The 23,938-nt window shown below is 44.6% G+C and carries 22 protein-coding genes; 9 read left to right on the top strand and 13 right to left on the bottom strand.

Annotated features, from left to right (window positions below):
* Window positions 1–112: 112 nt before the first annotated feature.
* Window positions 113–1,924, top strand: coding sequence for a PhnD/SsuA/transferrin family substrate-binding protein (locus HQQ92_RS17660; RefSeq protein WP_173247243.1), 1,812 nt, complete (start codon window positions 113–115; stop codon window positions 1,922–1,924).
* Between the two features lie 66 nt (window positions 1,925–1,990).
* Here the strand turns inward: HQQ92_RS17660 and HQQ92_RS17655 are convergent, their stop codons facing one another.
* From HQQ92_RS17655 to HQQ92_RS17645, 3 genes are all read right to left on the bottom strand, one after another.
* Window positions 1,991–2,317 (bottom strand): hypothetical protein, encoded by a 327-nt coding sequence (locus HQQ92_RS17655; RefSeq protein ID WP_173247240.1) that lies wholly within the window; start codon window positions 2,315–2,317, stop codon window positions 1,991–1,993.
* 95 nt (window positions 2,318–2,412) lie between these two features.
* Window positions 2,413–3,240, bottom strand: a complete 828-nt coding sequence (locus HQQ92_RS17650) for a hypothetical protein (protein ID WP_173247237.1) — start codon at window positions 3,238–3,240, stop codon at window positions 2,413–2,415.
* 408 nt (window positions 3,241–3,648) lie between these two features.
* A complete protein-coding gene (locus HQQ92_RS17645; RefSeq protein WP_071938732.1) occupies window positions 3,649–4,560 on the bottom strand; it encodes a LysR family transcriptional regulator in 912 nt (303 codons plus the stop codon).
* 111 nt (window positions 4,561–4,671) lie between these two features.
* Here HQQ92_RS17645 and HQQ92_RS17640 point away from each other — a divergent pair, with 111 nt between their 5' ends.
* The 3 genes from HQQ92_RS17640 to HQQ92_RS17630 are packed head-to-tail and all read left to right on the top strand — an operon-like array spanning window position 4,672 to window position 7,435.
* Window positions 4,672–5,808, top strand: coding sequence for an alkene reductase (locus HQQ92_RS17640; protein WP_173247234.1), 1,137 nt, complete (start codon window positions 4,672–4,674; stop codon window positions 5,806–5,808).
* The gene (locus tag HQQ92_RS17635) at window positions 5,808–6,446 is read left to right on the top strand and encodes an ester cyclase (protein WP_173247231.1); all 639 of its coding nucleotides are present in this window, start codon (window positions 5,808–5,810) and stop codon (window positions 6,444–6,446) included. Before HQQ92_RS17640 ends, HQQ92_RS17635 begins: the two co-directional genes overlap by 1 nt.
* The gene (locus HQQ92_RS17630) at window positions 6,443–7,435 is read left to right on the top strand and encodes a polysaccharide deacetylase family protein (protein WP_173247228.1); all 993 of its coding nucleotides are present in this window, start codon (window positions 6,443–6,445) and stop codon (window positions 7,433–7,435) included. Before HQQ92_RS17635 ends, HQQ92_RS17630 begins: the two co-directional genes overlap by 4 nt.
* Window positions 7,436–7,539: 104 nt before the next feature.
* On the opposite strand, the gene HQQ92_RS17625 is transcribed toward HQQ92_RS17630, so the two are convergent.
* The 5 genes from HQQ92_RS17625 to HQQ92_RS17605 form a co-directional block, all read right to left on the bottom strand.
* A complete protein-coding gene (locus HQQ92_RS17625) occupies window positions 7,540–8,700 on the bottom strand; it encodes a putative sulfate/molybdate transporter (protein ID WP_106649267.1) in 1,161 nt (386 codons plus the stop codon).
* 314 nt (window positions 8,701–9,014) lie between these two features.
* Entirely contained in the window at window positions 9,015–10,403 is a 1,389-nt protein-coding gene (locus HQQ92_RS17620; protein WP_173247225.1) for a tetrathionate reductase family octaheme c-type cytochrome, read from the bottom strand.
* Window positions 10,404–10,458: 55 nt separating this feature from the next.
* The gene (locus HQQ92_RS17615; protein WP_173247222.1) at window positions 10,459–12,183 is read right to left on the bottom strand and encodes a DUF3373 domain-containing protein; all 1,725 of its coding nucleotides are present in this window, start codon (window positions 12,181–12,183) and stop codon (window positions 10,459–10,461) included.
* A 191-nt stretch (window positions 12,184–12,374) separates the two neighbouring features.
* Window positions 12,375–12,704, bottom strand: a complete 330-nt coding sequence (locus HQQ92_RS17610) for a cytochrome c (RefSeq protein ID WP_173247219.1) — start codon at window positions 12,702–12,704, stop codon at window positions 12,375–12,377.
* 481 nt (window positions 12,705–13,185) lie between these two features.
* Window positions 13,186–13,917 (bottom strand): SDR family oxidoreductase, encoded by a 732-nt coding sequence (locus HQQ92_RS17605; protein ID WP_173247217.1) that lies wholly within the window; start codon window positions 13,915–13,917, stop codon window positions 13,186–13,188.
* Between the two features lie 191 nt (window positions 13,918–14,108).
* Here HQQ92_RS17605 and HQQ92_RS17600 point away from each other — a divergent pair, with 191 nt between their 5' ends.
* Entirely contained in the window at window positions 14,109–14,948 is an 840-nt protein-coding gene (locus HQQ92_RS17600; protein WP_173247214.1) for a LysR family transcriptional regulator, read from the top strand.
* 33 nt (window positions 14,949–14,981) lie between these two features.
* Here the strand turns inward: HQQ92_RS17600 and HQQ92_RS17595 are convergent, their stop codons facing one another.
* The 3 genes from HQQ92_RS17595 to HQQ92_RS17585 form a co-directional block, all read right to left on the bottom strand.
* Entirely contained in the window at window positions 14,982–15,758 is a 777-nt protein-coding gene (locus tag HQQ92_RS17595; protein WP_173247210.1) for an ABC transporter substrate-binding protein, read from the bottom strand.
* A 232-nt stretch (window positions 15,759–15,990) separates the two neighbouring features.
* Window positions 15,991–17,529: a tetratricopeptide repeat protein gene (locus HQQ92_RS17590; RefSeq protein WP_173247207.1), complete on the bottom strand. Its 1,539-nt coding sequence runs from the start codon at window positions 17,527–17,529 to the stop codon at window positions 15,991–15,993.
* Window positions 17,530–17,647: 118 nt separating this feature from the next.
* Window positions 17,648–18,484 carry a mechanosensitive ion channel family protein gene (locus HQQ92_RS17585; RefSeq protein ID WP_105251254.1) on the bottom strand — a complete coding sequence of 279 codons (837 nt, stop codon included), beginning with the start codon at window positions 18,482–18,484 and terminating at the stop codon, window positions 17,648–17,650.
* Between the two features lie 169 nt (window positions 18,485–18,653).
* Between HQQ92_RS17585 and HQQ92_RS17580 the strand changes: the two genes are divergently transcribed.
* Together HQQ92_RS17580 and HQQ92_RS17575 are read left to right on the top strand one after the other, a co-directional pair.
* A complete protein-coding gene (locus HQQ92_RS17580; protein WP_105251255.1) occupies window positions 18,654–19,133 on the top strand; it encodes a hypothetical protein in 480 nt (159 codons plus the stop codon).
* Window positions 19,134–19,510: 377 nt separating this feature from the next.
* Window positions 19,511–20,686, top strand: a complete 1,176-nt coding sequence (locus HQQ92_RS17575; protein ID WP_105251256.1) for a type III PLP-dependent enzyme — start codon at window positions 19,511–19,513, stop codon at window positions 20,684–20,686.
* Between the two features lie 65 nt (window positions 20,687–20,751).
* Here HQQ92_RS17575 and HQQ92_RS17570 read toward each other — a convergent pair whose 3' ends face one another.
* Window positions 20,752–20,964, bottom strand: coding sequence for a YdcH family protein (locus tag HQQ92_RS17570; RefSeq protein ID WP_006083288.1), 213 nt, complete (start codon window positions 20,962–20,964; stop codon window positions 20,752–20,754).
* Between the two features lie 413 nt (window positions 20,965–21,377).
* On the opposite strand from HQQ92_RS17570, the gene udp reads away from it, so the two are divergent.
* Entirely contained in the window at window positions 21,378–22,136 is a 759-nt protein-coding gene (gene udp / locus HQQ92_RS17565) for a uridine phosphorylase (protein WP_105251257.1), read from the top strand.
* Window positions 22,137–22,238: 102 nt separating this feature from the next.
* Here the strand turns inward: udp and HQQ92_RS17560 are convergent, their stop codons facing one another.
* Window positions 22,239–22,991 (bottom strand): outer membrane protein OmpK, encoded by a 753-nt coding sequence (locus HQQ92_RS17560; protein ID WP_173247204.1) that lies wholly within the window; start codon window positions 22,989–22,991, stop codon window positions 22,239–22,241.
* 475 nt (window positions 22,992–23,466) lie between these two features.
* On the opposite strand from HQQ92_RS17560, the gene HQQ92_RS17555 reads away from it, so the two are divergent.
* Window positions 23,467–23,937, top strand: coding sequence for an NfeD family protein (locus tag HQQ92_RS17555; protein ID WP_113940097.1), 471 nt, complete (start codon window positions 23,467–23,469; stop codon window positions 23,935–23,937).
* The last annotated feature ends 1 nt before the right edge of the window (window position 23,938 follow it).

The following is a 23,938-nucleotide window of genomic DNA, read 5'->3' as shown; positions in this document are numbered from 1 at the left end:
CCTATTCCCTCTGGGCATAAACCAGAGTTTGGCGGCATTTCACAGCTTGATTTTTATCTGCGAGCTAAAATCGTTCCATGACAATGGCATATAAGAGTGGGTAATAGAGACGATGACGATTGACTCTTGGTGTAAAGCGATATTGATGGGATGCTTGCTGAGTGTTATTGGGCTTAATCCGTCCTATGCCAACGAAGCGACAGAAGTGAACCATTTTAGAGTCGGAGTGCTGGCAAATCATGGCGTGTTACAGGCCAAGCAGCGTTGGCAACCTATGATGGATTACCTCAGTGAGCAAGTACCTAATAGTCATTTTGAAGTCGTGCCTGTGGATTTTAATGGCATGCGTAGTCAGTTACTTGAGCATGATTTGCAGTTTATCGTCACGAACCCTGGGCAATATCTGCATCTAAGTAACAACTTCCCGCTGTCTTGGCTTGCGACAATGAAGAGCCGTAAGCATCAAGGCAGCACTTTTACCATAGGCGCGACCATTATTGTTCGCGCCGACAGCCCTATCCGTACCTTGCAGGATTTGCGCGGGCGCAATGTGGTTGCAAGTGATCCGCAGGCCTTGGGGGGGTATCAAGCGGCCATGGGGTTACTGCATAAAATGGGTTTTTTACCCGAACAGTTTTTTGGGCAAGTGCGCTTCCTCGGGTTCCCGTTAGAACCGCTTATCTATCAAGTCAGAGATGGCAGTGCCGACGCCGCAATAGCGCCTTTTTGTACCTTAGAGGAAATGATCGCAACGGGTCTTGTTAATCAGGGCGATTATCGGGTTATCCATCCTGCAACGCCTGCAGGATATGATTGTGAGGTGAGCACTCAGTTATACCCAAACTGGTCATTCGCTGCGGCGGATACGGTTTCTCCTAAGCTGACGATGGCGATTACCCGCGCCTTATTCGATTTACCCGCCGATCATATTGCAGCAATTACCGCCGATACTTTGGGCTGGACTGCGCCCGTAAGCCAGTTAAAAGTGATTGAGTTATTTAAAGAATTACAACTACAGGGAGCATCACCACCACTTTATCAAACCGTATACAAATGGATGGCAAAAAATAAAGAATGGGGTGGCGCACTGTTGTTAATTTTCATTATTTCCACCATTTATCACCTGTGGCTTGAATATAAGTTTCGCCAGAAAAGTGAGTTTTTAGTTAGCACTGAGCGTCAATTAAAGGACAAGGCACTGCAGCTTGAGCGACTGCAAAGTGCGGCGATTCTTGGGGAAATAGGTGCAGGACTTGCCCATGAACTCAATCAACCCATAGCCGCCATTACCCAATACAGCGAAGGTGCCATGCTACAACTGGAAAGGCTTGGGCAAGATAATCCGGAACTCTATGATGTACTCGGTAAAATTAATGCGCAGTCGATTCGAGCTGGAGCGGTTGTGCATCGTATTCGCGGTTTACTCAAGCGGCGTCAGGCCAAGACCGAACCTTTAGATATAGTGCCAGTGGTGAAAGAAGCTTTAGCTCTGTTGCGGCGCGAGCTAGACCGCGCCAATGTGCAAGTGAATGTGCGAGTGCAGGGTGAGCCCTTTGAACTGATGGGCGATAGCGTTGGTTTAAGCCAAATGTGGGTCAATTTAGTAAAAAATAGCTTAGATGCGTTAGAAACCTGCGGCGATAATCGTGTGCGTCAATTATGGATCGATATCTATTATCATCCAAATGAAATCAAAGTGTTAGTTATTGATAATGGCGAAGGGCTACAGGGGCAGGCGAGTGAGTTGATGGCATCTTTTGCCTCAACCAAAGATGCGGGATTAGGGCTTGGCTTAGCCATCTGTAAGGATGTGGTCACCCGCCATCACGGCAGCATTCAAATCGAAAACTGTCAGCAATCCACGCAAGCGTTACTCCCTTGGCAACAGGGCTGTGTGGTGACAGTCGTTCTTCCCAAGGAATAGGGTTATACACTTATGAGTAACCCTTAATGTGCGCATTAGCCCGGAGCATCCGACAGCTTTTATTGGTTAGCGGTTAATATTAATAAAAGCATCATTTTCATAATAATATTTTGCTGCACTAATTAATTCATTTAACCCAGCTTCAGAATTTTGTTGCAGCAAATTACTCTTAATACTTTGCAAATCTGACACACTTAAGAAGCTTTTATAACCAATAGATGTTGGGTAAATTGGTTCATCATCACTACCACGATCTTCTTCTGTGTCATCGTCAAGTACAAGACATAATATCGAGTCATTAATTTCTTTATTAGAAGGTATATATACATCCCACTTCCAATCTAAAGATTCAATTTTATCCAACATGTTCTTGAGAGTTAATTCTAAACGCATTACGCACCTTTTGTGATACAGTTAGTCATTCCCGCGCCTTATTTGCGGTTAGTTTTTGGGGGAAAAGCCATCGCTTGATCTCTGATCCACTTCATTCATAACTGTAGATATTTACCAAAATATTCATCGACAGTTTTATGGCAGTATTTATCTTCACCTCGCCAATACTCAGCGAACACCCAGTCATTTTTGCCTTTAGAAGGCCGATTGTAGCTCCTTGGTTGTAACACTCCAATACTGGCTAAAATTTCTATTAATACCTGCCTTTCTGCCTTACTGGACTTTACGATCTTAGCCAATCTTTTTTCAAGGGCACTGGGATAATGAGTAGGTTCCGAACTTTCGATAGTGCTTAATATTTCTTTGAAACAATTTAAGTCTTCATCAGTTGGGCCAGGGATATCCGTATTTATAAATTGGTTTAAGTCAAAATATGTATATAAAATATCGCCATGACGGACACCACCCCATTTGATACGCTCGAAATTCAATACGTTTATATCTGTGTTGTTATAGTTGTGACTGCCCCTTATCCCGTATTTGCTGTCTCGGCATACACCGCAGGTGTAGGAGTGTGAAGTTGGTTTTCCGTCGGAATATGAAGTGCCGGATATAACGGGTGTATATTTATGCTCTGGGATATTTTTGGCAATTGAATAGGATGATAAAGAAGATCTTAAGTCTAAGCGGCGAGTTGTCAGGCTACTTAAAAAACCTTTAGCAATTTGTGCTCTGGATATTGTTTTTACTACTTTTGCAATGGTATCTATGCAGTCATCATGAGAAATCGAAATCGGATCAAACATTAATCCTTGTGACTTTGCGTACTCAAAATCTCCATCAGATAAGAGTCTATCTTTTGAGTCTATCCATCCATTCTTCCAGTAGGTGGAGAATAATATTTTCTTCGCTTTCTTATCCATATTTGAATTTATGCTTTCACTTAACGTTTGAGTATTAATGTGTAGCGTTGTTTGCGAGACATAAATCACTTGTTCGACTTGGCTACTACGACGATGTTAATTGGTGTGAATGATGCTATAGGAATTTGTTTTGACAGGGTAGTGGTTTTTATACAACTTTGGTGGTAATTGCTTGATATCGTTTTAGCTTTATCATTACGTTTGCATTATTAGTGACGTTGATTTCGAGTAATCTGGCCTTACATTTTGGTTGACACAGGTACTACATCATCTCAACGACATTAAACCTATAAGGCATATTTACTTTTAGTTTTCTATCATCTAGCAACGACTTGATGGTGGTTATTTTCTTCACATGACCACTTGTTTATCGTGGTTTTCTATTAGGATACTTTGGACGTTTGTAATTTAGGGCAGTGGATAGTTTTGGGAGAACTGGCTGAGCTTTTCTACTAAAAACTCTATGGTGCGACGGATCTTATGGCTGGGATAATCGGTTTGTAGGTATACCAATTGCAGTGGGATCGGCGGGGCTATTTTATCGGCTAGCACTAAGTGGAGTCTGCCTTCGGTTACATCTTGCGCCACATCGAGCCAGCTCTTATAGGCAATCCCACGACCAGATAGTGCCCAGTCGCGGATCACTGCGCCATCGTTACAGAAACGTTGGCCCCTGACTTCGATTTCAACGGGTGCGCCGTTATGACTTAACTTCCATTTCTGCCACGGCTCACCGCCGCGATTTAAGATCAGTACTGCGTGTTGGCTCAGTTCATTTAGCGTGCTTGGTGTGCCGTGTTGTGCCAGATAAGCGGGTGAGGCGACCAGTACCCTTGGGGTCATGGCGAGCTGACGCCTTTTAAGGTTTGAGTCGTCAAGTTGGCCATAGCGCAAAGCCAAATGGATATTTTGGTCGATTAAGTCTGTCATATGATCGCCAAAATACAGCTGCACTGTCAGTTCTGGGGCGCTGTCCATTAATTCATCGAGCCAAGCACGGATCTGGCTGCGACCAATATCCGAAGGTAACGCGAGGCGTACTTCGCCCTTAAGCTCACCCCTGTGTTCGGCTAAATTGGCGCTGGCAGTTTCGAGAATCGCCAGTGCGGGTTTCGCAGAATCGAGAAAAATCCGCCCTTCTTCTGTGAGCTGTAAGCGCCGCGTCGAGCGAGCAAATAGCTGACATCCTAGCTTTTTCTCTAATCTTTGCAGCGCGGCACTTGCCGCTGCCGGCGTCATGCCTATTTCTTTACTGGCTGCCGAGAGACTCTCTAAGGCTGCGATACGCAGCGCTAATTGCAGATCGTTTAAATGATACATATCAAATTATTTTTGAAAATGATTTTAATAATAGCCTGATTATCAATATAGATTAACTAATGCACAATTGCACCACTGATGTTTCATCTTAATTTCTGGTTCGGAGTGTGTATGAGTCTATTCATGTCTTACAAATTAGCGTCACTGGCATTAAACAATCGCATTGTGATGGCCCCTATGACTCGGGCGCGTACTACGCAGCCAGGCAATATTCCTAATGATCTGATGGCGCAATATTATGCCCAGCGCGCCTCGGCGGGGTTAATCATCACAGAAGCGACACAAATCTCCGATGACAGTCAAGGCTATTCATTTACGCCGGGCGTGTATACCGCGGAGCAAATTGAGGGTTGGGAAAAAGTCACAGCGGCAGTGCATCAGGCTGGTGGTAAAATCTTTAATCAAATTTGGCATGTTGGCCGTGTATCGCACCCGATTTTTCAGCAGGGTAATGCCCCGATTGCACCATCGGCCATTGCGCCCGTTGGCACAAAAGTATGGATTGTGGATGAAGCGCATCCTGAAGGGCAAATGGTGGATTGCCCAGAACCTAAGGCTATGGTGCAAGCTGATATCGACCGTGTTGTGGCCGATTTTGCACAGGCGGGTGTGAATGCGGTTGCGGCGGGTTTTGATGGCATCGAAATTCACGGCGGCAATGGTTATCTGATTGACCAGTTTTTACGCACCAATTCAAACCACAGAACTGATGTCTACGGCGGTTCTCAGGAAAATCGCATTCGTTTTTTACTCGAAATTGTCCAAGCCGTGAGTGCGAAAATTGGTGCCAATAAAGTCGGGGTTCGCCTCGCCCCTTACGTGACGTTTAAAGATATGGCGTGTCCTGAAATTGTAGACACTATTCTGTTAGCGGCTAAGCATTTATCGGCATTAGGCGTGGCATATGTACATCTTTCAGAGGCGGATTGGGATGATGCGCCACAGGTGCCAGAATCCTTTAGAGTCGAGCTGCGTAAAGTCTTTAAGGGCAGCATTATTGTTGCGGGTCGCTATGATGTGGCGCGTGCCAATGAAGTGATTGATAACGGTTATGCGGACTTAGTTGCCTTCGGTCGACCTTTTATTGCGAATCCCGATTTGCCTTACCGTTTAATGCATCAATTGCCTTTATCTGCATTCGACAAAGGCCCCTTGTTTGGCGGTAGTGCGGCGGGTTATACCGATTATCCTACACACAACGAAGCATTGAGAGCCGTCATCCGATCCGCTGACGATGAGGTGGCATAATGGATCGGGTTAACACTTTGTATGTTCAGCGCTTACCCGCTTGGCTCAGCTTAAGTCTATGGTTTTCAGGCTTTATGGGTATTGCAATTGTGGGTTTTAGCTTAGCAAGTCTGAGCATGGATGCGTTAGCCGCTCAAGGGGCAACAACACAGGATAGTGCTAAAGTGCGAGCGGCATTAGTGCCAAAAGTGGCGGCAATGGAAACGATTTCTGATCAATCACCGCAGGCACAAGCTATCGCCCGCGCCGCTTTGTTATATGCCAGTTTTTGGCACACGGGCGATGCAAGTTTTGCCCACGGCGCATTGGCGACTGGTTTTATCGACCGTACTCTGCCCGCTGGCCGCGCACAGGGAATCACGGGTCCACTCGAAGCATCAAAGGCATTTAGGGCAGCGGTCCCCGACCTCTCTGTTTCAGTTGAGCATTTGCTAGTCGTTGGCGATCGTGCAGTGGTGCGTCTGCGTTTTAATGGCCGCTTCACTGGTGTCTTTGGTGAGCAAAAAGGCCAAGGGCAGAAAATCGATTTTCGTGCTGTTGACATGTATCGAGTACGGGATGGTTTCATCACAGATAACTGGCACCTCGAAGATTATCAAACGCTATTTTCTCAATTAGCTGCAGGGACTCAATCATGAATCAACGTCGACGATTTTTAATGGCAGGTGGCGCCATCGCTGCTGGGTTCGGCCTAAGCCAAACGGCGCTTGCTATTGGTTTACCATCATTAGATACCTTAGAAAATGACTCCAAAAGTTCAGGTGGCAGTGGTATGAACAAAATATTTTGGCCAAGTGGTGAGCAGTTAGTGATTTCAATCTCAATGCAGTTTGAAGCAGGTGCTCAAGATAAAAATGCCGAAGGGCCGTTTCCGCCGATGGAAAAGGGCTATCCAGATACCATTACCCCGACTTGGTACGATTACGGTATGAACGAAGGTATTCCAAGGCTGCTGCGCTTGTGGCGTAAGCACAATATCAAGGTGACCTCTCACATGGTTGGGCGCGCCGCTGAGCTACATCCTCAACTTGCCAAACAAGTTGCAGATGAGGGGCATGAGATTTCGGGCCACGGACAAACGTGGACGCCACAATACAGCATGTCGCCAGCAGAGGAACGCGCCTCCTATGTGGCGAGTATTGAGACGCTGCAAAGGATCACAGGTCAGCGCCCCTTAGGTTTTAATGCCTTTTGGATGCGCCACAGCACTCAAACCCTCAATATTTTGCAGGACTTAGGTTTTATTTATCACATTGATGACCTATCGCGGGACGAGCCTTCAATTATCCTTGTAGGAAATAAGCCTTTTGCGGTTGTGCCTTACACTTTACGTAACAATGATATCGGACGTTTTGGTGGCAACACAGCTATGACGGCCGCGGCCTTTTTACAGGAACTAAAGGATGAGTTCGATATGCTCTATCAAGAAGGTTCGACGCAGCGACGGATGATGTCGATCAGTGTGCATGACCGTATTGGTGGCGCTCCTGGATTTGTGACCGCTTTAGATAAGTTTATTCAGTACGCTAAAGGTCACACTAACGTAGGCTTTATGCGTAAAGATGCCATTGCTAAATGGGCGCTGGCGCAAAAGGACACACCGACCAATCCTGCAAGAACATTTTAGCCTGCTGTAGCTTTGTTAGAAGAGGTTTGAATGGTTAACAAAAAGCGCGTTGTATAACGCGCTTTTTGTTTTTGGGAACCCTTATTACAGCGAGTCGGAAGTGATTAACGCATGGCCAACATGGCCCAAGTGCGGCGACCTTGCTCCAGAATTATCCCCACGGCAAGTCCCGCAGCGGCGTTGATGGCGAGGCAAGTCACCGCGGTTGATAAAATCACAAAGATACAGAAGGGCTTACCATCGATTAAGCGTTTCGACCACGCCAGTTGCAGCCCCGCAGTGGTCAGTAAACTGCCGAGGATTGCCATAGGAATAAGGCTTAATAGCCAAGCGATATTAGTACCCCAGCACAGGGCTATCATTAAGCACGTACTGCCAAAAATTAACGGCGCCAGATAAGTGCGAGCACCAAAATGGTATTGCACCGCAAGTCCGCCCGCACCGTGGCACATGGCCGAGGCACCAAAGGGCGCGAGCAATAAGTTGGCAAGACCTGAGCTAATGGCGAAGTTTTTGGGTGTGAGTTTGGCGGCATCTTCAGGGAATTTCTCCTGCGCCATTACTGATGTAGCAATCACTGCATTGGTTAAGGTGAGAGCCAGTTGTGGCAAAACCAACAAAAGGGCGGCAGAGGTCCATTCAACTGATGTCGGCCACGCTAATTGAAATGGCGCTGTCATTGCTTGAATATCAAAGTTAGTGGCTAAACTAGTTTGTGTACTTGCTTGCCAAATCATCCCCGCTGCTATGACTAAGGGCATGGCAAGGTAACGCAGCGGCAAAAATTTACTGATAAATAACAGTACAAATGCCCCCACGCCAACCAGCCAAAATTCACTCATCATCTTAGTGCCCATCCACATCAGTTGCAGACCTATGGCGAGTTGAATGCCAACACTCACAGCTTGGGATAACTGTTTGGCTAACCAAGTGATGGCGCCGCTAAAGGCGAGAATTAACAGGATAATGCCCATTAACATGGCGCTTGCCTGCAACATGCCTGGGGTTAAGCCCTGAGCGATCACCAGTGCAGCGATGACTTTCATCGGTTGTACCGGAATCGGGCGACGGTAAAACAGCGCGCTGAGAATAGCGAATAGACCAAACCCCAAAAATATCCCTTGGGGCGAAAATTGATTGAGGGCAATTAGCCCTAGTACTAAAGGTAAAAAAGTGCCTAAGTCGGCAAAAGCGCCACTGGTTTCACCGAGTAAACGGTTGAATGAAGGATTGGATACTGTTTGGGAAATTTTGCCCGAGGTCATACTGATTGCCGTAATTGAACACGCTATGACTACGCAAAATAAATGCCATAAAAATCAGATGATTTGGGGGGTAAACAGAGTCAAACTACCGTATTGAGTCACTCAATGAGACAAACTGGGGCAAGGCCGAAGAATGGCTGAGTCTAATTGTCTTTTTGGGTGAGAGTAACAAGATAATAAAAAAATAGATCTTAGTAAAAACTAAGATCTCAAAGGGTATTACCGGGAACTCGATTTGGTTCATCAGTTGTGTTCACTTCGATGCCTTACTAAAAGTAAGATATCTGTGATGCTCAAATCAGTGAACGATTCAATCAAGGCTGTTTGTGTTTTGGCCCTTGTTTATTTTTCATCGGGTCACCTTGATAACCTAGGGCTTGCCAATCGAGTCTTGTGCCTTTGTTATGGCAGTCGTTACAATTTAATGCTTGCTCCTTGGGTGACACCATATGGTTTATCCGCCACCACATTTCAGTGGCTGCAAAGTCATATTCACCACTGTATTTGATACCTTTCTCAAGCATAGTCGTGTTCGCTTCCATTCCTAGTTTTGCCGCTAAGTTCCAATCAAACTCGCTCCAGAATCCCCCTTTGCCATAGGTTTTCGGTGTGATAAAAATATTGAGTTTTTTATCGTAAATCTGTTTACCCGTGTGCACTTTGAAAGGATAGATTTTTGCTTTGGCATCATTTATATCGCCAATGGGATAGGTCAATTTAGTGACTGTACTCGGATCCATTTTATCACCTGCCATATAAGCATTGGCTGTGCCGTTGTACCAAGCGTATTGGGGTTTGACCATTTTTTCCCAAACAAAATCTCCTTTTTTCTTTTGGTAGGTATGCTTACCGTATTGGTCGAGTGTTTCTTTTTTATCATCTCCAGCCGTTGACCAGTCCCAGCGCATTTTTGTCGGTTCGTTTTTAGCAAAATACGGAATATGACAGGTTTGACAGGCAACTGCCGCTGTATGAGTATTGAGTTTTTTGTTCGCGTGTGGCGCTGATTCGTGGCAGTTTTCACAGCCAATATGGTCGACACCACCGGGTGAAACCCCCATAGCATTACCTGAGATCATGTGTTTCTCAGTGGTGTGGCAGTTCTGACATTGAAAGTCATTACCGTCGCTATCCATATGCACATCCGTCGCTTTGTCTGGATAAGACATGGATGAGTCTAAGTCCCCATGTTTTACCGCGTCACCACCGCCACCATAGAAGTGGCAACTACCGCAGTTATCCCGTACAGGTTCGCCAACATTTTGAGCTATTTTAGTCAGATCGAGTTTTGCCATAGGTTCACCTGCCCCAGCGGGATCTTTAACATAAGTTCCTGTAGTGTCGTGACAAACTAGGCAGTCGACTTTGGTTTTATCTTTAAAGTCAAAGTTACTGTCTTTCCAACCATAACCCGCGTGACAACTGGTACAGCGGGGTTCATTGCTGGAAATGGCAACGCAGAAGTTATTAATGCTGTTTTTCTTACCTCTTACGACTGTCCTATCGGGAAGTTTTTGTTCTAACTCCCAAGTCCAATGGGAGGTTTTCATCACGTCAGTCGCTTGATTTTCATGGCAGACTAAACATTGTGTGGTCACCTGTGAGCCTGTGGTAAACGGGCCTTTAAGTGCCTCTTTATGGGGATTAGCGGCGTAGGCATTTAATGTCATGCTCGCTAAGGCAATGAGGATGAGCTTATTCATTTTGTACTCCCGCCCTCGATGTAACTGAGGGCTGATAGTTGTTATCAATGACGGATTAGAAGTTGATGGTGAGTGAGGCGTTGACATCAAACGCGGTATCAACCACTGGCAACATGGAATAAGCAGAGCCAGCTAGCACATCGTCGATTTTTTGTGGAGCACCCACAGGTGTACCGCTGCCTGTGTACTCGTAGTCGTAATAGAGGCCAGCAAGTTTGATAAACATTTTGGGGTTAATATCAAAGATGTAATAGGCTTCTGCTACATGTCCTCGGGTAGCTAACTTACTACCAATAGGGTCATCCTGTGCCTGGGTAAAAGGCGTCCAATATTCGGAGCCATAGTTATATTCCAGACCCAATTTGCCGTAGGGAGCAGGAATTTGTACGCCGACATAAATACCATAACCGTCTTTGGCTTCGGTATAGTCACTGGTTTTAGGCACCATAATAATCTCAGTACCAGTGCTGTTTAGCTCGGCTTCAAATATGGCATCGGATAACATGCCGCCAAACATGCCTGCGTTACCGTTAGGCTCGGCGCGAGTCCAGCCGAATGATGCAAACCATTTGATATCGTTTGCTTCTTCGCGCGCAAAACCAATTCCTCCTAGATACATGTCGCCGATAACCCCGCTGGGTTGTACTCGGGTAACAAAGTTAAAGTTGTCGAACTTTTGCATATCTTGATACATGGTGGGGGCGAAAATGCCCGCAAGCTGGGTAGGGAAGGCCATGGTGCCTTTAAAGCCGTCATTAACATCTTTGGCGCCAAACAGGGTGAACTGGAGGAAGTTGGTGCCATCGTTGATCGCATCGATATTAAAGCCACCAAGGTGAGTATCCTTGGTGACAATATCACCAAACATCTCGCCATTTCCCCATTGTGATTCAAAGCCTTGGCCGTAACAGAAACGGACGACTTGGCCTTCGATACCTGTGATTTCGCCTAGGTTGTAGCCTAAGGTGGCGCCATCGAAGTTGAAGTTGACTAAATGTCCTGAAGGTGTGCCGCCACGCATTTCATTCTCGCGGTAGTGACTGGGTGGACCATAGGTGGAAGGGCGACGACCTATGGAGAGATAAAACTCTGATCCATTAATATTTTTCCAATCGAAATAGGCGCGTTCAACCCGCAGCCAGTCACCACTGGTATTGCCGCTACTGGTACCATCCATAGTGAAAGACCGCCAAGAATCAAATACTTGAACTCCGGTAGAGTCACCCCAGTTTTTATACATACTGAGGCGACCAGCAAAACTGACGTTATCCCATACCTTAGCTTTCAGATTTAACCGCAGGCGAGTAGTGTAAAAAATATCGTTATCTATGTCCTGTACACTTTTGGGCGCGAGCACATAGGGCATCACGCCCTGTAACATGCCATTTTGGAAGGCTGCAGCAAGGTCTGGATTAGCTTGCATCATTTTCCCTAGTGGGGAGTTGAGATCGTTGGGCATACCGAAAGCGCCGGACATGGCTTTGGCACTAAAGTCGTTGAAATTGACTTTGATGGCAGGATTCCAGACAACATCGCGGTAATGTAGTGAATGAGCTTTAGTGCGGAAATCACCTGTAATTTCAAGGCGGTCTAACGATGTGTGCCGCTCGGTTTTGTCGACGCGATTATTGAGATCATCCAATTGCTCGGTAATATCGGCAAGCTTCTGTTTTAACTCGGTAATTTTTTGATTTTCCTGTTGCACATCATTAGGTGTAGCAAAAGATTGGCCTGACATAAACAAGGCATTGGCAACGAGGATTGAGATAAGAGTACGCATAAGGTTTCTCCCAGAGTTGTTCTGTTGGCATGATTGCGCTAAGTGCATTTCGCCAAATTTACCCAATAGGAGTCCCTGAGGTGTGTTCCCCATTTTTCTCGAATTGGTTTTTTAATTTTTAATTCAATGTGTTAGTGAGCAGTTGCAGGGGAGCTCTCTACCATTGTCTTAGGCCATAACGTTGGCAGAGATCAACCGCAGGTTTGGGGTTGGTCCGAGTCGGCGGCGTGGTCATACAAAAATTGCTGTATATCCTTGAGGTCTTGCTCCGAGAGGCCATTGAATACCTCTGGTTTGAATTTGTGCTTATCTTTATCAAAGAAGCGATCCCACTGGCTCATCGTTTTGGCCATTGGCGTGAGTTCACCACCTTCACCGCCTTGGCTATGGCAGGCTTTGCATTCTTTTTTGTACAAATGTTTACCTTTCTTTGGATTACCTCCCTCTGCGGCATACGCATTAATACTTAAGCTGCCGATCACTGCCATGACAATTGCTATCTTAGTTGACGTTTTCATCATCTCATTCCTTACTTTTGTGAACATTTACATTTATTTGTTGGTTAAGTGTTTTTATTGATTCCACTTTGTAAATTAATTTATCAAATCCTACGGTGTGTAAATTTGAGGTATATCACTTTCATTAAAAAAATCTAATTGATAAAAAGTTCATTGATAAAAATCTAATTGATAATGTTGTAGAAGGGTGTGATTATTTTTTTTATTGTTTAAAAACAATGAACTAGTCAACGTGCTAAATTGGCGCTGATAACTTTGAGTTTCGAGTTTTGCGCCTAAAGCACAAAAAATGGACTGTGATTAAGCTAACACTTTGTAAAATATGCACTCACTAAAGTAGTGATGTTGAAACTTAGCAGCTGTTTGGCAGGCTTTATTGGGAAGTAAATAATGCCAGAGTTGACTCTGGCATTATTGATTTTGGGGATAGGTTTGGTTGTCTTTCGAAGCAAGATAACTTAGATAAAAGTAGACTCAGAACGGATTAAGGTTGCTGGCGCGTTGGTGCTAGAACGATTTCGCGTACGCACACATTTTGCGGTTGTTGCCATGCAAACAGTGCAGCAGCGGCGACGTTTTCAGGGGAGATAACGCCGCCCATTTCTTCTTTCCAGTCATGGTAACCCGCTTTAATGTCATCGCTGGTGGTATGGCTCAACAACTCGGTTTCTACCGCGCCAGGGGCGATAGTGATAAGGCGTACGTCATCCATGGCGACTTCTTCACGAATGTTTTCTGTTAAGGCGTGCACGGCAAATTTAGTGGCGCAGTAAGCGGCGTGGTTTGGAAAAGTTTTACGCCCTGCCACTGAGCTGACATTAATGATAGTGCCAGTTTTGCGAGCTTTCATGTCGGCTAATACCGCATGAATACCATTAAGCACGCCCATCACATTGATATTGAGCATGCGGCTCCATTCCTTGGGATCTTGCACATCGATTTGGCCCAGTAGCATGATTCCCGCGTTATTGATAAGACAGCCGACCGGGCCAAATTGCGCTTCTGCTTGGGTTATGGCTGTTTTAATAGCTGCGCCGTCGGTGACATCGACGCTGATAGAAAGGCTGTTTGGTAATTCAAGCGCTTGCATTGCTTCAACTCGGCGTGCCAGTAATAGCAGCGGATGGCCTGCAGCGCTAAAGCTTTTAGCCATAGCGGCGCCAATACCCGATGAGGCGCCCGTGATGACAACCAGTGATTTAGTAACTTGATTCATTAGTATTTCCTATTAATTGGAGCCAATGTAAGCCGTAAACAAACTGTTGTTCGGCGTCTTGAACTTGTTAACCAGTATAGGCTGGGGATTTTCAGTCGAAAAATACTTATTCCAGCTGGATATGATAGGCTCAGCCTATGGCACTATTGTTGAAATTTGTGCTGAACTCGTCGGTTGTCGGAGAAGATTAAATGGTCGATTTGCGTTTGCTGCGTTTCTTTATTGCAATTTTTGAAGAGAACAATATTACCTCGGCGGCTAACCGTTGCTTTGTGAGCCAGCCTTCACTGTCTGCTGGGTTAAAGCAACTCGAAGAAGAGCTTGGTGGTCAGTTATTTGAGCGCAGCAAAAAAGGCGTTAAACCTTTGGACAGCGCGCACTATCTATACCCTTTGGCGGTTAAATTAGTCGAGGAGGCGAGTAAGTTACCAGGCTTATTTATGGCGAAGGCGAGCCGGCAAAAGCTACGTTTGGCTGTGATGCCAGATCTCAGTCAGCGGCGTTTGGCGGGATTTTTACAACAGGTGAATCAAGCCATTGAGAAGCTCGATCTGGAGCTGTTGGATTACCAAAGCCCCGCAGATTGTCGTTTAACTATCGACAGTTTACGCCATGAAGATGAAGTATTTTTTCCGCTGTGGGAGGAGGATTATGTGCTCTGCGTCCCCAAGGATCATACCCTCGCCCAAGTAGATAGCCTACGTCCCGAGCAGCTCAATGGCTTTGACTTTATTGAGTGCCCACCCTGTGAAGCCCATCAGCAAACAATAGGTTTATTGGCGTGCAGCAATATGTCGCTTAATTTGGTCGCTAAGGCTGAGTCAAAATCTCTAGTGATGTCGCTAGTGTTAGCCGGATTTGGCGTGAGTTTTTTACCCGATGGTTTGATTGAAGATGAGCCTAGGCTCAAGCAAGTGAAATTTGATGGTCCGAGAATGTTCCGTCGTATTGGTTTGTGTTATCCCTCCCATCAGGCAGTTGCGCCAACATTGGCGACCTTGTTACGGCATTTAGCCGCTCGACCGAATTAATTCCAAGTTAGTTTTGGGTTATCAGCATTCAGATTAGTGAGTCGCTAAGGGCGATTCAGTGAGATTAAGTGGAGGCTCGACGCCGTAGGATTTAAATAGTTGAGTAATTTCACCAGAGGTGCGCATGTCGTCGACTATCTGGTGAACTTGCTTGGCATATTGATGCTGCGGCGACATGAGCGGAATACTGAAATAGCGGCCATTTTTGCTGATATCTACGTACGCCATCTGTTTGAGTTGGGGATCTTTGGCAAAAAATTGCATCTCATGCTGTTCGGAGGTGATGGCTAAATCGATACGCTCAGCCTTCAACATATTGATTAACTGACCATTATCATTAACAAAAGACACTTTTAGTTGGTTTTGATTGTCATTGAACTGCGGACAGTAAAAAGCGCCTCTAAGTGCGCCAATGATATGAGGTTTTAGTTCATCGAAATGTTTGACTTCAAGTTGTCTATTCGCAAGGGCAAAGTAATAGACGTAGCGCTTGTCGTATCCCAGTAGCATAGGGTCTAGAAAATCGTTGCGCTCTGGCGTCATCGAATGGACAGGAATTAGGTCGACTTGTCCCATTTCTGCCACTTTAATTGTGCGTGCCCAAGGCACATTACTCCAATTTATCTTGTGACCTAGGCGGGCGATGACTTCATTGATGACTGCGGCACCTGGGCCTTTGCACTCACCATTTTCGACATAAATAACAGGATGCCTATCGCGGCAGTGTGCTTGCCAGACAACGGCAGAGGTTTCTGCCCTTGCTTGGGGCAGAAATAAGCATGAAATGACAATGATCAGTATCAGCCTCATTCATCTTGCCTATTAAAATGCTCAGTTTTAATTATCGGGCTGGACAGTTAATTCGACTAGGTTTTATTTTTGAGTCGTTTAGCTGCGCAGGTTTGGTCAATAATTGATTGTAGTGCTTATACATCCACTGTGCTTTTTAAGTAATTATAAATTCACTCTATTTTGTAACCAAACGGTTTGGCCTGTTAAATCTGACCAAACCTTTTCTGGGGCTCATTCGCTGCTAGGAAACTTACCTATCCGACTCAAGATAGGGCGTTAATTGGGTTTCAATAGCCTCAATTTGAGTTTCGGCGTAGGCAAGTTCGGATTCGGTTAAACATGATTTTGCGGTGTTTTGATGGAGTCGTTGAGCGCTATTCATCCCGTATTTACCAAAATGACGTAGCAATAAACTAGACCAAATAAACATTTGTATAGGTTTATTTAATTGTTCTGCGCCGTAAATATTGACCAGCTCCCGCATAGCAATTTCATGACCTAGCTCTGCCGATTTGACGTACCAAGCTTCTGCCGCTTGTAGAGCCTCTTGAGTGGTTTTTTCACCACTTAAAAATGATTCAGCCTTATAGAAATAAAAATATTGTTGTTGCTCAGCGGGGATTGGATGCTGATGCAAGAAACTGTCACGTAGACGCTCAGCCTCTCTTATCTCTAAGGTACCTAGTTGCTGACTGAATCTGGCTAATTCTTTTAGGTGATCTGCTCTATTGCTCATGGCCGCGAGCTGGTAATACATTAACGCTTTAATTGGTTGGCGACTCACGCCTAAACCTTGCTCATAAATCTTGCCTAAGCCTAGCAGTGCGTCTTCATTCCACTTAAGTGCGAATTCTTCAAAGTCAATTTTAGCCTGTTGGTAATCACTTTCATTTTGTGGCGCTTTCAGTAAAAGATGAGCAAATTCAATCTTAGCGAAGTCATTACCTCTAGCGACAGATTGGCTTAACCAATGGCGCGCCTTGTCATAGTCGACAGCAAAATCTTCACCGTAGAGGAAACGTTTACCAAGATAATACTGGCGGAAATCATCGTCTGCGGCGCGCTCGCTAAGTAATGCCTCTGCACGCGCTAAATCTTTAGGTCCACCTTGGCCTGCAGCAAGCATATGCCCTAGATCATCTTTTGCTAATTCATAATCAGCGGCTGCGGATTTCTCAAAGTATTCACGTGCTTTGATATAGTCCGAAGTGACGCGCTCATCATGCCAGTAGAGTGTGGCTAAATGGTAATAGGCTCTTTGGTTTTCTTGTGCGGCGGCTTTTTCGAACCAGTAAATTGCTTGGCTAGCATCGGGATCGAGAAAGGGCTGGCTTAGATACAAGTAAGCAAGCTCATATTGAAACTCGGCTTGCCCCGCTTCGGCATTAGGTTTGAGCTGTTCTGCCTGTGCGATTAACTCATCGAGTGTTTGCGACTCAGAAGAGAGCAAATTAGGTAGTGTGAGCATGGGTAAATATTGAGGCTCTATTTCGGCGGCTTTTTTATACCAATCGTTAGATGCCTTGGGATCGGCGGGAACTTGTGGGAATCGACCGGAATAAAGTTCGGCCATAGCAATGGCGGCAACGGCTAAGCCTTTATCGACTGCCTGCTGAATATAATCTAGGCCAGAGTTGACTTCGCCTTGATTAATCAGTGTTAAGCCATGATTGAGTAGCGCAGTAGGATCACCTGCGGCAAGTGCTTTAGCTTGCACTTGTTTTTTTTGATATTTAGCGAAAAAAATAAACAGTACAATAAAAGAAATAATTATGAGTATCAACAACATAGTAGTCCATCACTATCGATATTTGGGAGTATAGTAAACGTAAATTTTTACAAGAATGCAAGTTTACAATTTGGGCTAGGCTGATCGACTAAGCCGATCAATCCCATGGGCATTAGCGTTATTTATCTTGCAGATGGATCTCCCTAATGGGGCAGGCAATCTCGATTCCCGCCTGCTTAAGGGTGTTATAAAGAGCGAGGTTCACCTTATATTTATGCTGAAAATAGCTTTGTGTGGGCACCCAGTAACGAACCCCCATTTCAATTCCATTAGCATTAAAACCATTGATGCCAATATTAGGTGTGGTCTCTTGATAAACATAGGGATTATTGCTCAATAACTCAGTAATCACACTAATGGCTCGTTCGGGATCTGTGTTGTAACTGAGATTGAACTGGGTTTCGACTAGCTTATTGCTGAAGGAGTTGTGCAGAATTTCGCCGACGATATGCTTATTAGGAATGCTGATTTGCTCACCTTCCTCATTGGTCAGTATGGTCATGCCTAAGTGGATACGTTTAACAACGCCGCTTTCCCCTTTAATTTCAATAGTATTGCCTACCACAAAAGGGCGGGTGACGATAATAGTCACGCCTGCGGCATAGTTCGCTAGCATACCTTGTAAGGCTAAACCTGCGCCGAGGGAGGCGGCACCAATTGCTGCAACCATAGGGGTAATACTGATGCCGATTTTGCCGAGGGCGATAATCCCGACCATGACTATGATCAGAATGCGGATAAGATTGCTGACAAAATTGCTTAGGGTGATATCGATATTGTGTTTGTCGAATTGCTTAGCGACTAAGCGTGATACTTTACTGGCTACCCATAAACCTAACAAAAAGATCAGCAAAGCACCTACGAGTTGGAAGCTGTAGGTGACTAAAAACTCGGTGATGAGTTGATAAACGCCTTGTAGTTGCTGCAATTCTTGATCGAGTCCAGGTGTTATCATTATGATATCCTTGTAATAAAATTAACTGTGCGATTATAGCGTAGAAATTCCACCAAATACTTTTCGCCCTTCATGTGTGAAGCGTATCATGTAATCGTGGTTGGTTTAATGAGTCGATAGGGGGAGTCAGGTATGCTGTTCGCCTATCCAATAATGGAGTCGAGTGTTTATGAAAACGCTGTTGTTATGTTTGTCTTGTCTGTTAACCCCAATCTGGGCGTATGCTGCGAGTTATGTTGCCGGAGATGCGATTAATCCCATTTCACTTCTCGACCAAAATGATAAAACCATTAATGTGACTGATGAGACTCAAGTGCTGCTCTTTAGTCGCAGCATGAAAGGCGGTGATGTGATTAAGGATGCACTTACGCCCTTGAGCGCGACTCAAATGCCAACGGGTTTAGTTTATGTTGCCGATATCAGTGGTATGCCTTCTTTGATCGCTAAATTTGTGGCTGTGCCACAGATGCAAGATTTACCTTTTGCGATTGGGTTAGATAGGGATGGTGAGATCAGTCGTTTATTACCTGATAACAAAGATATGGCCACTATGATATTACTCAAGCAGCGTAACATTCTGGACATTGCCTATTTTGATTCCAGTGAAGCCTTGAACCAAGCCCTCGCAAAACTCAATCAGCCGCAGTAACAACTCGATTTAACGGACGTATTTTAAGGCATCCATTCGTCTTCTTTTCGCTGTGTGATTGTTACTTCAAGATAACTGTTTTTAGATGGATATTTTGGCTCCAGCCAGTCTATCCATCTCCCTTCCGATAACGTCGTAAAAAATTCACTTTTTATTCTGATAATGAACACAAATTTACCTTAGGGTTTGTGTGCATAATTATTTGTTTTATAGCGCCTTTTTCTGATGGTTCAGTTCCTTAAAGAATTGGGGAATAAAAAGTTATTAATTCAGCATAAAAATTCGTTGCGTAAAGCGAAAAAATATCGTTTACTGCGCACGTTTTTAATACATCACACTTACTGTTATCTATCTGACCCAAAGGAGACTCTGGCCCAATGAGCCAATTTCAATCTATTGATGTTGCTGACTATTATGATATGGACACATTCAAGCGTATTGAAGCGTTTGCCAAAGACAAAGCAACCCCGTTCGTAGTGATCGATACAAGTATCATAGCGAAACAATACGATGACATGGTTAATAGTTTTCCTTACGCCAACGTTTATTATGCAGTTAAGGCAAACCCCGCGGCCGAGATCTTATCTTTACTAAAAGATAAAGGGTCAAACTTTGATATTGCCTCGATTTATGAGCTAGATATGGTCATGAATGTCGGTGTGACAACCGATCGAGTCAGCTATGGTAATACCATTAAAAAGCGTCAAGATGTGCGTGCATTTTATGAGCGTGGCGTGCGTATGTATGCATCTGACTCAGAAGCTGATTTGCGAATGATCGCTGAAGAAGCACCGGGTTCACGTATTTATGTGCGCATTCTGACCGAAGGTACAGATACTGCTGATTGGCCGTTATCCCGTAAATTCGGCTGCCAAAACGAAATGGCCTATGAGCTATTAGTATTGGCACAGGAATTAGGCTTAGAGCCTTTTGGTATTTCTTTCCATGTGGGTTCTCAGCAACGTGACATAGGTGCTTGGGATTCCGCTATTGGTAAAGTGAAAAGCATTTTTGACCGTCTACGTGATGAGCACAATATCACCTTGAAGATGATCAATATGGGTGGCGGTTTCCCTGCTAACTATATTGATAAAACCAATCAATTGGGTGTGTATGCCGAGCAAATCACCCACTTCCTGAAGGAAGATTTTGGTGATGATTTACCACAAATTATTTTGGAACCAGGTCGTTCGTTGATTTCTAACGCGGGGATTTTAGTGTCTGAAGTGGTACTGATCAGCAAAAAATCTTACACAGCGTTAGAACGTTGGGTGTTTACCGATGTGGGTAAATTCTCTGGCTTGATTGAAACGATGGATGAGGCGATTAAGTTCCCGATTTATACTGAGCGTCAAGGCGAGCTGGATAAATGCGTGATTGCCGGCCCAACCTGTGACAGTGCAGATATCATGTATGAGCACTATAGCTATGGCTTACCAAATGACTTAGCCATTGGCGACCGTATGTATTGGTTAACCGCAGGGGCTTATACGACGACGTATTCAGCAGTATGCTTTAACGGTTTCCCACCGCTGAAGGATTACTATCTGTAAGCGATTGTGGTGACATTAATAAGGGCGCTTAGGCGCCCTTATTTGTCTTTAGAGTAATAGCGGGATTACTCGTGGGATTTGAGGATCTGATAAATTTCCTCTTTTAAGTGTAACTTTCTGCTTTTGAGTTCTTTCACAGTGGGGTTGAAATCACTGGCGACACGTTTTTCCAGTTGTTTGATTTCCTCGTCTAACTGATTATGCTCATTAAACTTACGTTGAAAATGAGCATCTTGGGTTTTCAGGGTGGAAATTAATTCTCTGTACTCTGGAAACATCGGCATTCTCCTTGTCGTCATTTACTACACTTCAGGTTACGCCTTAACCCTAACCTTATACCAAGTCGTTAAACGTGACTTAGATCACTTTTAGCGGTCACTTAGATTAATACTAATGGATGATTTATTTTAATCTATTTTAAATCAGCATCTTAGACATTTATTACCACCGACTCTGGCATGAGTTCAGGATCTGGTTCACACTTTGTTTGGTATAAATCAGACTGACATTCGAAATATGGGCAAATTTGCTATCTTGTGAGCAGATGCTGGTGTAGTTGGTAATTTCATTACGACTAAACAATTACTTCTTGCCGATAATTCTGTGATCAAGTTAACCTTCACCGCTTCGATACTAGGTTAAAGTCGATTTTATAAGAATTTAATTATCAAAAATGAAAGGGGTTTTCACAATGGCTGATGTATTTCATTTAGGTTTGACCAAAGCGATGCTCGATGGTGCAACCTTAGCAATCGTTCCTGGTGATCCAGAGCGTGTAAAACGTATTGCTGAACTAATGGACAATGCGACGTTTCTTGCTAGCCACCGCGAGTATACAAGCTATTTAGCGTATGCCGATGGCAAGCCAGTAGTGGTGTGTTCAACCGGTATCGGTGGTCCATCTACTTCTATCGCAGTAGAAGAACTTGCACAATTAGGTGTGAATACCTTCCTGCGTGTAGGGACTACAGGCGCAATCCAACCTCATGTTAATGTGGGTGATGTGATTGTGACTCAAGCTTCAGTACGTTTAGATGGCGCGAGCTTACATTTTGCACCTATGGAATATCCAGCGGTTGCAAACTTTGAATGTACCACTGCTATGGTTGCAGCGTGTCGCGATGCTGGTGTTGAGCCACACATTGGCGTAACAGCTTCTTCTGATACTTTCTACCCAGGCCAAGAGCGTTATGACACTGTCACAGGCCGTGTAACGCGTCGTTTCGCGGGTTCAATGAAAGAATGGCAAGATATGGGCGTACTGAACTATGAGATGGAGTCTTCCACTTTGTTCACTATGTGTGCTACTCAAGGTTGGCGTGCAGCCTGCGTTGCAGGTGTGATTGTAAACCGCACCCAACAAGAAATTCCTAATGAAGCCACAATGAAGAAAACTGAAGTGAGTGCGGTTTCTATCGTGGTTGCAGCAGCGAAAAAATTGTTAGCTTAATTTTTAGTAAGCTAAGCAACACTCCCCTGCAAAGTGAGTGCTCAGAATAGAAAAGGTGCCAATGGCACCTTTTTTGTTGTTTTAAAACTATGCCGATACCGATTAGAAATGGTATTGAGCAATCACAGAGTAAGTGTCTTGATCGACGCCTTTCACACCGTATTTATTGGTCCACAGATCGTATTCGATACCCACCAATAATTTATTGGCTTGATGATCACCGAACAGGCTCTTACCGAGATCGTATTTTAGCTGTGGGTTGAAATGGAAGTTCTCCTCGTAGCCGTTATCGTCGGTGGCAAATACCCAGTCGATAAAGCCATCGAGTACTATGTTGGCAGATCCAACAGGGATATCGATACGAAATACAGGAGTGAACTGCCAGCCGTCACTATTGTTACCAGTGCTCATACCATCGCGGCGATAGGTATTAAAGTTAAGATAAGTAAAGTATGGTACTGCTACGTCAACCCCTAAACCGTAAAGTAAGCTGTGGACTGGGCCTTCACCTTCTTCATAGGTTAACGCTAGAGACAAGTCTGTTATTGGGCCAAAGGCGATTTTCTCGCCAAGAATTTTACTGGCACTAAAACGTGGCGAAATTTCACCATAGGTAGTGCTTTGCATGCCCGTGTCGTTACCTTTGAAATAGATAAAATCTTGGAAGGCAAACCAATCACCGTATTTCCAGCCGCCAGCCGTTTCTAGGGTGATAGTGGCTTGTTTATCTGATGGCGCTAAATCGTAGTCTTCGCCATAGAGGGCTGTTGCACTGAAATCCCACCACTGTACTAAGTCACCCGCAAATGCTTGAGGAGAAAGCATTAGTGCTAGGCATAGGCATGTTTTTTTCATTGTTATTTCCTGTTGTATAGGTCGAAGTTAATTCGTGTCTTACTCAATCCGCTCTCTGACCTATGGCATGGTTTGATGGGTAAGTTCAAACCTAGCGCGAGTGTACGTCAAAGGACTTGCTCAAAAGTGGGGGCAATATATGCAAAAATTTACATTTATTCAAAGTTTTTATCGAATGTTGTTGTCAAAATCACATAATCATTAGTGAAGGATTTTATTTTTAGATAATTGATTTTTAATGTTTTTTATTGTTATTGCGCCGCTTGTGGATTGGGGGCTTGCTATCTTTTTGAATTGATTATGCTTAATTTTAAAACAACCTAACGGCTTTCGTGGGCGGATATGGGAGAATGAGGATTAAGTCATAGGTGATTGAGTGTGCATTTTGATAGGGTAAATTTTGACATATTATGTCGATTATCCGAAACTCTGCTGTTATAGTGCAGTAAAGGACACTCTCATTTCAGGGGGAAATATGGAGTTTTCAAATCCGATTTTAGTGTGGGCAGTGATTGGTTTAGTGTTAATGCTCGCCGAAATAGTGGTTCCAGGTGGCATAATAGTGTTGCTGGGTGCGGCTTGTTTAGTCGTGGCAGGTGCGTTAGGCATAGGACTGGTCGAAGGTGTCGTGCAGAGCATGACCCTGTGGTTTATCTCTGCCATTGTGTTGTTATTGGCTTTCAGACAAGTCACTCAGAGGCTCGTTGGTGGTGATTCCCATGTGGATAACACGGATGAAGCAATCGAACTATACAATCAAATTGTTCGCGTAAAGCAGACCATAGGTCCTGGGCAAACACCTGGGCGGGTGGAGTTTCAAGGTAGTGAATGGCCAGCGCTTGGCGATGGCAGCATTATTGAGGCGGGTACCGAAGTCAGAATTATTTGTCGTGAAAATATCGCTCTAGTCGTTGAGCCTATTTCAATAGAAGCTTCCAAAAACTAAA

The sequence above is a fragment of the Shewanella sp. DC2-4 genome, assembly GCF_013248875.1.
Lineage (GTDB): Bacteria > Pseudomonadota > Gammaproteobacteria > Enterobacterales > Shewanellaceae > Shewanella > Shewanella oncorhynchi.
The sequence above is the reverse complement of the archived record's forward strand: the minus strand, read 5'-3'. Positions and strand labels throughout refer to the sequence as shown.